The 12,279-nt window shown below is 54.3% G+C and carries 12 protein-coding genes and 2 tRNA genes; 4 read left to right on the top strand and 10 right to left on the bottom strand.

The features are described 5' to 3' along the window. Nucleotides 1–27 precede the first annotated feature (27 nt). Nucleotides 28–120 (top strand) — tRNA-Ser (locus ACEYDX_RS05405). Nucleotides 121–152: 32 nt separating this feature from the next. Beyond that, a tRNA-Ser gene (locus ACEYDX_RS05410) sits at nt 153–243 on the top strand. A gap of 475 nt (nt 244–718) precedes the next feature. Here ACEYDX_RS05410 and der read toward each other — a convergent pair. The 10 genes from der to zapE all read right to left on the bottom strand — a co-directional run bounded on the left by der (nt 719) and on the right by zapE (nt 11,122). Beyond that, nucleotides 719–2,188, bottom strand: a complete 1,470-nt coding sequence (der, locus tag ACEYDX_RS05415) for a ribosome biogenesis GTPase Der (protein WP_373741008.1) — start codon at nt 2,186–2,188, stop codon at nt 719–721. A 326-nt stretch (nt 2,189–2,514) separates the two neighbouring features. After that, nucleotides 2,515–3,147: a YfgM family protein gene (locus ACEYDX_RS05420; RefSeq protein WP_373741009.1), complete on the bottom strand. Its 633-nt coding sequence runs from the start codon at nt 3,145–3,147 to the stop codon at nt 2,515–2,517. Beyond that, complete coding sequence (gene hisS, locus ACEYDX_RS05425) at nt 3,148–4,443, bottom strand: histidine--tRNA ligase (protein ID WP_373741010.1); 1,296 nt, start codon at nt 4,441–4,443, stop codon at nt 3,148–3,150. Between the two features lie 73 nt (nt 4,444–4,516). Further along, entirely contained in the window at nt 4,517–5,311 is a 795-nt protein-coding gene (locus tag ACEYDX_RS05430; protein WP_373741011.1) for a phospholipase D family protein, read from the bottom strand. Nucleotides 5,312–5,366: 55 nt separating this feature from the next. Beyond that, a complete protein-coding gene (ispG, locus tag ACEYDX_RS05435; RefSeq protein WP_373741012.1) occupies nt 5,367–6,632 on the bottom strand; it encodes a flavodoxin-dependent (E)-4-hydroxy-3-methylbut-2-enyl-diphosphate synthase in 1,266 nt (421 codons plus the stop codon). 69 nt (nt 6,633–6,701) lie between these two features. After that, entirely contained in the window at nt 6,702–7,145 is a 444-nt protein-coding gene (locus ACEYDX_RS05440; protein ID WP_373741013.1) for an EVE domain-containing protein, read from the bottom strand. 86 nt (nt 7,146–7,231) lie between these two features. After that, nucleotides 7,232–7,987 carry a type IV pilus biogenesis/stability protein PilW gene (pilW, locus tag ACEYDX_RS05445; RefSeq protein ID WP_373741014.1) on the bottom strand — a complete coding sequence of 252 codons (756 nt, stop codon included), beginning with the start codon at nt 7,985–7,987 and terminating at the stop codon, nt 7,232–7,234. Between the two features lie 143 nt (nt 7,988–8,130). Continuing rightward, entirely contained in the window at nt 8,131–9,231 is a 1,101-nt protein-coding gene (rlmN, locus tag ACEYDX_RS05450; protein ID WP_373741015.1) for a 23S rRNA (adenine(2503)-C(2))-methyltransferase RlmN, read from the bottom strand. A gap of 73 nt (nt 9,232–9,304) precedes the next feature. Further along, nucleotides 9,305–9,730, bottom strand: coding sequence for a nucleoside-diphosphate kinase (ndk, locus tag ACEYDX_RS05455; protein ID WP_373741016.1), 426 nt, complete (start codon nt 9,728–9,730; stop codon nt 9,305–9,307). Between the two features lie 237 nt (nt 9,731–9,967). After that, on the bottom strand, nt 9,968–11,122 hold the full coding sequence (gene zapE, locus ACEYDX_RS05460) for a cell division protein ZapE (protein ID WP_373741017.1): 1,155 nt from the start codon (nt 11,120–11,122) through the stop codon (nt 9,968–9,970). 198 nt (nt 11,123–11,320) lie between these two features. Here zapE and ACEYDX_RS05465 point away from each other — a divergent pair, with 198 nt between their 5' ends. Beyond that, the gene (locus ACEYDX_RS05465) at nt 11,321–11,809 is read left to right on the top strand and encodes a disulfide bond formation protein B (protein WP_373741018.1); all 489 of its coding nucleotides are present in this window, start codon (nt 11,321–11,323) and stop codon (nt 11,807–11,809) included. An 81-nt stretch (nt 11,810–11,890) separates the two neighbouring features. After that, complete coding sequence (locus tag ACEYDX_RS05470; protein WP_373741019.1) at nt 11,891–12,256, top strand: hypothetical protein; 366 nt, start codon at nt 11,891–11,893, stop codon at nt 12,254–12,256. Nucleotides 12,257–12,279 lie beyond the last annotated feature (23 nt).

The following is a 12,279-nucleotide window of genomic DNA, read 5'->3' on the forward strand; positions in this document are numbered from 1 at the left end:
GCCAATCTTGATGCCACAAATGCACACGGAGACGTGGCACAGCGGTTGAATGCGACGGTCTCGAAAACCGTAGTGGGTTGTCAAAGTCCACCGCGAGTTCGAATCTCGCCGTCTCCGCCAAGCATTTGTCCAAACAGTCCGGCAATACATCCAGAAAGGGTGGCAGAGCGGTTTAATGCAACGGTCTTGAAAACCTTCGAGGGTTTGCGCTCTCCGTGAGTTCGTACCTCACCGCTTCTGCCAAACATAAAAAACAGTCCGTGTTTCGCATAACACGGGCTGTTTTTTATGTTTCATAATCTGCCTGACCCTGTTCGATCGCGGCTGCTTATCATTGCAAATCCTGATGGTCAAAGGCCGTCTGAAAACCGATTTTCAGACGGCCTGTTTTATCACCGCCCGTTTTTCACAATATGTTGATTGATACGGTAACATTTACCGTCCTTCCCGCGCAGGCGGGAATCCAGATGGGATTCCCGTAGCCGTTAGAAAAACAACGGTTTCTCAGCGTTTACGTCCGGATTCCCGCCTGCGCGGGAATGACGGTAGCGGTGTGGCCGTCAACATATCATTCCAATACAGCCTTATGACTTAAAATCGTTTGAACCGCAATGCCGTATGAATGATGAATAAATGTCTGAACTCCATCTCAGCAGCAGGCAAGTAACCGCCCGCTCTGATTAAAGGCCGTCTGAAAAAGTTTTCAGACGGCCCGTGTTTATTGGCTGTGTTTTTTCTTAACGCTTACCTGACGCTTTTTCGCTTTGCCGCCGCTGTTGCGGCTTTTCTCGTCTTTGCGTCCTTCGCGTTTGGCGATACGGTTGCTCAGGCTGACCCGCCGCAACGGTTTTTTCTTGGGTTTGTCCTGCGCTTCTTCGTAGGGGTTTTCGGAAACGTTGTACTGAATCCGCAGCGGCGTGCCTTGCAGGTTGAACGCTTTGCGGAAGGTTTGCGTGAGGTAGCGCGTGTAGCTGTCGGAAATCGCACCCAGCGAATTGCCGTGCACCACAATCACGGGCGGGTTCATGCCGCCTTGGTGGGCGTAGCGCATTTTCGGGCGCACCAAACCTGCGCGCGGCGGTGCCTGGCGTTCGATGGCGGATTGCAGCACGCGGGTGATTTTCGGCGTGGGCATTTTGATGAAAGCCGCGTCGTAGGCCGTCTGAATGCTCTCAAACAGGCCGTCGATGCCGCGTTCTTTCAGCGCGGAAATGTAGTGGAATTTGGCGAAATCCAGAAAATACAGTTTGCGGGCGATGTCGCGCTTGATGTCGTTGCGCCGCTCTTCGCTGATGCCGTCCCATTTGTTCACGGCCACAACGAGCGCGCGCCCTGCTTCGAGCGCGAAACCGGCGATGGTGGCGTCTTGGTCGGCGATGTCCTGCTGCGCGTCGAGCACCAATACGGCAACGTTGGCCGCTTCGATAGCCTGCATAGCTTTGATAACCGAGAATTTTTCTACGGCTTCATCCACCTTGCCACGCCGCCGCACACCTGCGGTGTCGATGATGGTAAACGGTTTGCCTTCGCGCTCGAAATCGATGTGAATGCTGTCGCGCGTGGTGCCCGCCATGTCAAACGCGATGACGCGCTCTTCGCCCAAAATGGCGTTCACCAGCGTGGATTTGCCTACGTTCGGGCGGCCAATCACGGCAAATACGGGATGCTTGGCCTCGGGCTGCGCTTCTTCGGCTTCGGGAAAATTTTCCAGCACGGCTTCAATCAGATAGTACACGCCGTCGCCGTGCGCGCCGGAAATCACATGCGGTTCACCCAATGCCAGTTCGTAAAACTCGGCCGACAAAACGGCATGGTTGCCGCCCTCGCCTTTGTTGACGGCAAGATAGACGGGACGCGGACTTTGGCGCAAACGGTCGGCGATGATTTTATCCTGCGGGGTCAGGCCGGTGCGTGCGTCCACCAGAAAAATCACCGCATCGGCTTCGTCTACGGCCTGCAAGGTCTGCTTGGCCATTTCGTGCAGAATGCCGCTATCCACCACCGGCTCGAAACCGCCCGTGTCGACAACGAGATAGGGCTTGCTGCCCACGCGTCCGTGGCCGTAATGACGGTCGCGCGTGAGGCCTGGCAGGTCGTGCACCAGCGCGTCTTTGGTGCGGGTTAAACGGTTGAACAGGGTGGATTTGCCCACATTGGGGCGGCCGACTAGGGCGATGGTGGGTTTCATGGGTTTTCTTTCTGTGTCAGGCCGTCTGAAAAGGTTTCGGACGGCAAGCAGGTACGCGTTTCAAACGTACGGGAAGGTAATTTCGGAATCTTGCAAAACCGAATCTTAAGTTGTCATCCGCGATATGGCCGGATGCGTTGTTCATAATATTTGCATAATGCCGCCGATAAGCACCCAATCCGATAACCGGCTACGGCCAAAACACGACGGCTTTACGGGCGGCAATGACATTTTAAATTACCAACGGTTTTCAGACGGCCTCAAAAACCGCAGGCCGTCTGAAAACCGCAAAGATGCCCTACCGCGCAAACACGGCTTTTTTATTTCTATTTCAACTGGTTAATCTTAATCTGCAACAGCTCGCCCGACGGCGCGCCTTTGGCCAGTTTGGCGGCTGCCTGCTGGTATGCGGCCAAGGCTTCTTTGGGTTTGTTTTGGGCCACAAGCACATCGCCTTTGGTTTCCAGCAGCAGCGGCTCAAAATCCGGTTCGACGGCTGTGTTCAGCACCGCCAATGCCTCATCGTATTTTTTCTGCTGCAATTTCACGGTGGCGAGACGCTGTGCCGCCAACGCCTGCATCAGCGGGGCTTTCTGGTTGTCGAGCACCCATTTCAGATGGCCTGCGGCGACATCGTATCTGCCCGCATCAAACTCGGTGGCTGCCGTCATCAGTGTGGCCTGGCCTGCGGCAATGGTTTTGCCGTAATTTTGCTGAAGGTTTTGCAGGTCGGCATTGAGCTGTTTCGTATCGGCATTGTTGGCTTGGGCTTTCTCCACCATTTTGGCCAACTCTGCCGCGGCTTCTTGATTTTGACCTTTGAGATGGTTGTCGTACAACACTTTGCCCAAATAGCCCAAGGCCGCAAGCACCAGTGCGACAAACAGCCACTTGCCGATTTTACTCCAAAAATATTTAAAATTATCAATCTCTTGCTGTTCTTCGATATGTGCTGCCATTTATTCGCTCTTCCATTGTTGTAGGGTTTGAATCAGATCTTGCGCAGGAACCGTAACCTGCCCGTGCGTTCCGCGCATGTCTTTAAGGGTAACCGTGCCGTCTGAAAGTTCGCCCTCGGCAACAATCAGCGCGAAATGCGCACCCGACTGGTCGGCACGTTTGATTTGCGCTTTCAGTTTCTGGCTGCCCGAATACTGGGCGGTATCATAGCCCGCCGCACGCAGTTCCCGGGCATATTTCATCGCTGCCAGCGTGCTGCCTTCTCCCTGCTGCATCACATACACATCAGGTACAACATCGGCATTCAGACGGCCATACTCGTGCACCAGCAACAGCAGGCGTTCGATGCCCATGGCAAAACCGATGGACGGCGTGGATCGGCCGCCGAGTTCTTCCATCAAACCGTCGTAACGGCCGCCGCCGCACACCGTGGCCTGCGAGCCGAGTTTGTCGGTTGTCCACTCGAACACGGTTTGGTTGTAATAATCCAAACCGCGCACCAACCGGGGGTTTTCCACATATTGGATGCCCAAGCCATCCAACAGTGCTTTGAAACCGGCATAATGCTGCTGCGACGCCTCACCCAGATAATCCAGCAGACGCGGCGCGGCATTGCAGATAGATTGCAGCGCAGGATTTTTGCTGTCGAGCACACGCAACGGATTGGTTTTCAGACGGCGTTTGCTGTCTTCATCCAACTCGTTTTCATGCGCGGTCAAATACGCCACCAATGCGGCACGATGGGCGGCACGCTCTTCGCGGTTGCCCAAGCTGTTGATTTCCAAAGTCAGATGTTCTGAAATACCGAGTTCCGCCCACAAATCGGCGCACATCGCAATGATTTCCGCATCAATGTCGGGGCCTTCGAAACCCAAGGCTTCGATGCCGACTTGATGGAATTGCCGGTAACGGCCTTTCTGCGGCTGCTCCGCACGGAACATCGGCCCCATATACCACAATTTCTGCGGCGCATTGTAGGTCAGGTCGTGTTCCACGACCGCGCGCAAACAGGAAGCCGTACCTTCGGGACGCAGGCTCAGGCTGGTTTTGCCCGCATTGTCGGCAAACGTGTACATCTCTTTGCCGACCACGTCGGTTTCTTCTCCGATGGAGCGGACAAACAGGCCGGTCTGTTCGACAATCGGCGTGCGGATTTGGCGGTAACCGTAACGCTTCGTCCAACGGTTGACCGTATCTTCAAACGCCTGCCAAAACGCGGCGGTCAGCTTGAAATCTTTCTGCTCCACCGGCAGCAGGTCGTTCATGCCTTTGACGGCTTGGATTTTTTGTGCCATATCGCTTTGAATTTTTTGGGGTTGGGCCGTCTGAAAAGATTTCAGACGGCATGGGTAATTTAAATCAAACCAATCACTTTACTAAAAAAGCACGAAAACCAGTAATAAGTTTTTCAAACGGATTCTTTTGATTTTGACGAGCAGCTTCCACCATATCAAGTGTCAACTCTTCAGGCCACACAATGAAATACCCGAAACGGCCTTTTTTAATTAAAGCACCTGTTTCTTTACCAATATCTGTTAACCTGAAAAATTTACCGTCCTGAGTTTGTAATCCTGCTTCACATAACTTCTGATTGCACTCTACTGTCGAAATATTCCATTTTTCAGCCAATTTTGCTGCTGTCAATGTAGAGTAATTTTTCTCGGCATCGGTATCAGCAGTTGGAGCAGCAGGGGCTTCAGTAAGGTTTTCTTTTTCCACCACGTCCAAAGAAATCTTCACTTCATCACTGATGCGGATAATCCGCTGAGCTTCATTATAGGCATCCAGATACACATCGCTGTCTTCATCACGACTGAGCAATATGCCCATTTCGTTATTGTTTATCTGGCTGAATTCATACAGATTCAGACTGGTAATAATACAGGCTGTCTCACTGATATAGCATTTCGCATGAAGGTTGGGACAATAACTGGTCCGCACATAGTTCAAGTTTTTCAGCCATGCGGTTTCTGTCGGCTGCAACTCGCTTTTTCCATAAACAATCCGCACATCTATTTTCATGCGGTCTTTATCTTCCAAAAGCTCCCTGATTCTGCTGTTTAATTTAAGATAAGGGCTAATCAAATAGAGCCGTTCCCGAGCATTTTTAATTAACTCTTCCAAATAATACGTTGTTCCGCTGGTATTTAAAAATTTTGCCATTGTTATTTCCCTTTATTTGTTTGTAATTACATTTCCCGTATATTTCAGACGGCCTTTACGACTGATGAATCGGTATCACCCTGCTCTGGCTGCGTTTTTTCCCGCCTTCGCCGTAATTGGTTTTGACATAGTCTTCAACGATGGCGAGAAATTCGGCGGCCATATTGTCGCCTTTGAGCGTAACCTTACGCTCGCCGTCCACATATACAGGGGCGATGGGGGTTTCGCCGGTACCGGGCAGGCTGATGCCGATGTCGGCGAGCTTGCTTTCGCCCGGGCCGTTAACCACACAGCCCATCACGGCCACGTTCAGGCTTTCCACTCCGGGATATTGGCTGCGCCATACGACCATTTGCTCGCGCAGGTAGCTTTGGATGTCGCGGGCAAGTTCTTGGAACACCGTGCTGGTGGTTCGACCGCAACCGGGACAGGCGGTTACCATCGGGGTGAACGAGCGCAACCCCATGGTTTGCAGGATTTCCTGCCCCACCACGACTTCTTGCGTGCGCGGGCTGCCGGGTTCGGGCGTGAGCGAAATGCGGATGGTGTCACCGATACCCTGTTGCAGCAGCACGGACAATGCGGCAGTAGATGCAACGATGCCTTTGCTGCCCATCCCCGCTTCGGTCAAACCCAGATGCAGCGGGTAATCGCAGCGCGCTCCGAGACGGCTGTACACTTCAATCAAATCCTGTACCGCGCTGACTTTGCACGACAGGATGATTTTGTTTTCGGGCAAACCCAAATCCACGGCTTTTTGAGCGGATTCGAGCGCGGATACAATCAATGCTTCCTTCATCACTTCTTCGGGCGGAAGGGGATTCGCGGAAGCAAGATTGGCATCCATCATGCGTTTGGCCAGGCTTTGGTCGAGCGATCCCCAGTTCACGCCGATGCGCACAGCCTTATCGTTTTCGGCGGCGGTACGGATCATGTAGGCAAATTTTTCATCGCCCTTCGCACCTTTGCCGACGTTGCCGGGGTTGATGCGGTATTTGGACAATGCTTTGCCGCAGTCGGGAAACTCTGCCAACAGGCGTTCGCCGTTGAAATGGAAATCACCGATGAGCGGGGTGTTGCAGCCCATGTCGTCGAGCCGTCGGCGGATTTCGGCCACTTTGGCCGCAGCTTCCGGACTATTGACGGTAATGCGCACCATCTCCGAGCCGGCATCGCTCAATTCCTTTACCTGCTGCGCGGTACCTGCGGCATCGGCGGTATCGGTATTGGTCATCGATTGGACGACAACGGGCGCATCGGAGCCGACGGTAATGTGGTCGATTCGGACTTGGTGTGTCTGGCGGCGTTTGGGTGTGTTCATGTGGTTTTCTGTATGACGGAATTTAAGTTTTCAGACGGCCTTTATGCGGGCAAGGCCGTCTGAATGTATTCAAACCGGTATTTCCATTTGCAGGATTTCATCGTCGGGAGCGGTCTGCATATACGTTTGTACCAAACGGAAAAAGTCTTCCGAAATTTCAAAATGGCCGTAACGCAGCATACCCGCATACTTTTTCCATTCCGGATGGCTGCGGACGATTTCTATCGGGCAGTCACGGTATGTATCGGCATAATCGACATCACGGCGGTAGGGAACGAAAGTTTCGCTCATTCTGAAAGGATAGGCTTTATCGTCGGTGATTTGTCCGAAAGCGGTAAACGACCGGTGTTTCGTCCCACCCTCCAAACGCGTTTTCGGGCTGTAATACAGCAGCCAATCCCCTTTTTTCATGCGGTTGAGCGGCGCGGATTTTCCGTGGCAAACCTGGCAGAAACCGCCCGCTTTGCCGAGTAAAACGTGTTCTTTCGAAACCGTACCTACCCAATATTTCATCTGGTTTTCCTGTTTGGCGTTTTCAGACGGCCCGATTGGGGTAAGGCCGTCTGAAAACCGTTTGCGGCCGACTGGCGGATCGGTTTTTAGCGCGAACCCGAGGTTACTGCCTGCAATTCTTCCGAATAGGGATAATTGGCACGCAGCTGCGCTTCGTATTCATACGCGGCCTGGGAGTTGCCCATGGCATTGGCGAGTTTCCAGCCCAACAGCAGGTCGTCGGCCAACAGCATATCGACGCGGCTTTGGTATTGGCGGAAATAATAGTCGGCATCCTGCAGGTTGCCGGCCAGCATCTTGGTACGCGCCATTTCCTTCATGGCGGGCGGGAACTGCGGGGCGGCTGCCAGCGCGCGCTGGAGATAGGATTCCGACAAGGAATATTGGCCGAGCTTGGCGCTGCAGATGCCTTTGTTCAGGTTGGCCGTGTGCGGGCTGGGATAGGTGGGATCCGCCAACGCCTTGTCGAAATACGCGATGGATTCGTTGACGCGCTTGGTTTGGCTGCACAGATACCAGCCGTAGTTGTTGTTGATTTCCGCGCTGTCGGGTTTGATGGACAGGGCTTTCTTGAAGCTGGCTTCGGCTTTTTCCGGCACTTTCAGATGCTGGAAAATCTGCGCGCGTATCAGCCATGCGATTTCGTTTTTATCGTTGGCTTTAATCGCTTCTTCGATGCTGGTGGTGGCCTGACGGAAATCATGCCCGCGCATGTATTCGATGGCAAGCTGTGTTTTGATGTTCGATACGTCCTGCGTGGACGATTTTTTATCGGATGTTCCCGCACATGCGCCCAGTGCGACAACGGCTGCGAGCGGCAGCCAGAATTTTTTCGTATTCATGTGTTTGCCCTTTCTGTATTGCTTTGCCCTTTAAACCGTGATGCGTTTTCAGACGGCCGTCTGAAAACAATGTAATGCTTTCGTGCGGACAGGTTTTCACCCGGAATGCAGATGAATTGTCCGGAAAACCGACAGCCTGACCTTTACCCCAAGCCCTGTTTTTCCAAAACAATCTGCTGCCATTTCTGCTGACGCTTCGTTTTGTCCCGTACCTGTCCGGCCAGTTGGCCGCAGGCCGCATCGATGTCGTCGCCGCGTGTTTTGCGTACGGTTACGACGAACCCCGCCTGTTGCAGAATATCGCTGAACACGCGGATGTTTTCATTGCTCGAACGCTCGTAACCTGAATTGGGGAACGGGTTGAACGGAATCAGGTTGAACTTGCACGGCACGTCTTTAACCAGCTCGATAAGCTCGCGCGCATGCTCGGCTTTGTCGTTGATGCCGTCGAGCATCACATATTCGAACGTGATGAAGTTGCGCGGCGCTTTTTCGAGATAACGGCGGCAGGCGGCCATCAGCTCTTTGAGCGGGTATTTTTTGTTCAGCGGCACGATTTCGTCGCGAACCGCATCGTTCGATGCGTGCAGCGACACGGCCAAAGCCACCGGCATCACGTCGCGCAGCCTGTCCATCTGCGGCACCATGCCGGAAGTGGACACGGTTACGCGGCGGCGACTCAAACCGTAACCGTGGTCGTCGAGCATGATGCTCAAGGCGGTAACCACGTTGTCGAAATTGGCCAGCGGTTCGCCCATTCCCATCATGACAACGTTGGAAATGACGCGTTCGTTTTTCGGCGTAACGCCCATCGCTTTATTCGCCCACCAAAGCTGGCCGATGATTTCGGCGGTGGTCAGGTTGCGGTTGAACCCCTGACGGCCGGTGGAGCAGAACGTACATTCCAGCGCGCAACCCACTTGCGACGAAATGCACAATGTGCCGCGGTCGCTTTCGGGAATATACACCGTTTCCACGCCGTTGCCCGTACCGACGTCGAGCAGCCATTTGCGCGTACCGTCGGCGGATTCCTGCGCCGCCATCAGGCTGGGCACGTCAATCGCCGCCTGCGCGTCGAGTTTGGCACGCAGCGACTTGGCCAAGTCGGTCATTTCGTCGAACCCCGACGCGCCGCCCTGGTGCATCCAGCGCATTACCTGTTTGGCTCGGAACGGCTTTTCGCCCATCTCGGCGAAGTGGCGGTTGAGACCGTCGAGATCGAAATTCAGTAGGTTGGTTTTCATGTGTTCTTAAATAATACTGATGCCGTCTGAAACCGTTAAGCGGTTTTCAGACGGCCTGTGTTGCCGTGCCGGTTTAACGCGGGCAGATTTCGGTGGCCGCGAAGAAATAGGCGATTTCGATGGCGGCGTTTTCCAAGCTGTCGGAACCGTGTACCGCATTGGCATCGATAGACTCGGCGAAGTCGGCGCGGATGGTACCCGCAGCGGCCTCTTTCGGATTGGTCGCACCCATGATTTCGCGGTTTTTCAAAACGGCGTTTTCGCCTTCCAACACCTGAATCATCACGGGGCCGCTGGTCATGAAGGCCACCAAGTCGTTGAAGAACGGGCGCTCTTTGTGCACAGCGTAAAAGCCTTCGGCTTCGGCGCGGGAAAGCTGTTTCATTTTTGCCGCCACGATGCGCAGGCCGTTTTCCTCGAAACGGCTATAGATTTTGCCGATCACATTTTTACCCACGGCATCGGGTTTCACGATGGAAATAGTACGTTCGACAGCCATGCTGCCCTCCTTTTAAAAACAGTAAACAAGCGGCTCGCGCCGGACGGTTTGCATCAAACGGCAGGCCGTCTGAAAAACAGCGGGTATTTTAGCAAAATTCGCAGGATTTAGGGGGTATTGTTCGGTGGCGCGGGAAAACGGTTCCGCCATATCCATCCCGCATTCTCCGGTTTGGTCTGATTTGCGGCGGAAACCCTGAAAACGTTTTGCCCGATGTCCCGAAACGGCGCATCTTTTTCAGACGGCCCCGGCTTTCCCCAAGGTCAGATGAGGCTGGGCGAGATAGGATTCGGACTGCATTTCCACCATGCGGCTGACCGTGCGCACGAACTCGTGGGCGAAATCGCCTTCGGTGTAGATGTCTTCCGCCGCCACGCTGCCGGTGGCGCAGAATTTCACGCGGTAATCGTAAAACACGTCCATCAGCCATGTCAGACGGCGTGCCTCGGCTTTTTCTTCCGGCGTGAGTTTGCAGATGCCCGACACCAAAACGACTTCGTAGTTCTCGGCCAGATAAAGGTAATCCGCCTGCGAACGCGGGCCGAAACAGAGTGCTTTGAAGTCGAACCATACCACCCTGCCTTTTTCGGCTTTGCAGGGAATGTCGCGGCCGTGGACGCTCATCATATGGGGATTGTCGGGTGTGCCGCCCGACATCATGGCGAACAGTTCTGCAAGCCGTTTTTCGTTCTCGGTGCTGTCGGGCACGAAATAGACATCGGCGGGCTTGAGCGTGCGCATCCGGTAATCTTCGCCGCCGTCCACGTTCAGCACGGTCAGATTCTGTTCGATTAGGGCGATGGTGGGCAGGAAGCTGCTGCGGTTCTGCCCCTGCGGGTAGAGTTCGGACGGCGCGTAGTTCGACGTGGCCACCACCACCACGCCGAGTTCCAGCAGACTTTCGAGCAGACGGCCCAAAATCATGGCATCGGCAATGTCGCTTACATGAAATTCGTCGAAACACAAAACGCGGGTTTCTTTGGCGATTTCGGCGGCGACGGTTTTGAGCGGATTGGCTTCGCTTTTGGCATCGCGCATCCGTTTGTGGACTTCGGCCATAAATGCGTGGAAATGCACACGCCGCTTGCGGCGGTAGGGCAGGCAGCCGTAAAACATGTCCATCAGGAAACTCTTGCCGCGCCCTACCCCGCCGTAGAAATACAACCCTTTGGGTACGCTGGGCGAGCGCAGGCTGCGGCCTAAAAAGCGGTTGCGCTTGCGTTTGAACATCACGAGTTCCGACCACAGTCGGTCGAGGTATTCCACCGCTTTGGCCTGCGCATTATCGCGGATGAAGCCGGGCTGCTGCGAGGCCGCCTGATACCAGCTCTGCGGGCTGTGACCGTGGAAATCGGGGGCTTGAAAGCGGTTTTCCTGATGGGTAGTCTGCATAGGGATGGCCGATGGTTTGCGTACCGCCCGATTATAAATGATTTCAGACGGCCTGCGGCGCATCGGTATTTATTACCAACACTTACACGGCATTTTCCGCCTCCGCCGTGAAACGCAAGCCCCGCTCTGTTAATATAGCAGCCGTTACCATCACGGCCTTACCTGCAAGGCCGTCTGAAAAAATCCGGAAAACACACCATGAACCTGTTCCGCAAAACCGTTTTCGCCGTCGTTGCCCTATCGATTGCCGCCACCGCCGGCTCGTTTTACTCGCAATATGTGCTGGGACTGAATCCCTGCGTGTTGTGCATTTTGCAGCGCCTGTCGGTGATGGCGGTCGGGCTGGCCGCACTGGCCGCGTCCGCCAGCAGCCAAACCGGCAAAGCCGCCCGCACGGTAAGTGCGCTGTTTATCAGCGTTCCCGCACTTTACGGCGCAGGCGTGGCGGTTTACCAGCTCTATATCCAAAGCCTGCCGCCCGGCACGGCTCCTTCCTGCGGCGCACCGTGGACATTCCGCCTGAAAGACTGGCCGCTGTTTGACACTTGGGAACCCGTTGTCCGCGGCTTCGGCAGTTGCGACGTGGCCGATTATTTTCTCGGCATCCCGCTGCCCGTGTGGAGCCTGCTGTATTTCGGTTTCGTGCTGCTTCTGATTTGGGGCGTGTGGCTGAAAAGCAGGAAATAACCCGACAATATTCAAGGCCGTCTGAAAACAGTTTTTCAGACGGCCTTGTTGTATTCGGCGGCGTTTGGCAAGGCTGCATTGTTGGAGAATGCATGGATTGCATCGGCAGCGCCATTTCCGCACAGGCGGAACTCCGTCTTTGCATTTAAGAAACCGTTTTTATTCATTCGGTTGCAAATATTCGCCGTGAATTTCCGCCTGCGCAGAAACGAACGATGGAGCGCTGCTCAATGCGCGGTGCAAACGCAGTTTTGGCAATCCATTGAAAACCAACCGCTTACCATCATTCCCGTGCCTGACAAGAAAAATATCGGGTTCCCGTTTCCCGGTACTCCGATGCAAACCCGCGCAAGTTCACGGCAACACCGACCATGCCGGCAGGCGTTGCACCGAGGCCGTCTGAAAAATATCGCAAACCGCCGTGTTGCCGATATGCTTTTGCTTTAAAATGCCCGCTCCGGCCGATCCGC

Origin of the sequence: Neisseria sp. (genome assembly GCF_041804105.1) — a bacterium.
Classification (GTDB): domain Bacteria; phylum Pseudomonadota; class Gammaproteobacteria; order Burkholderiales; family Neisseriaceae; genus Neisseria.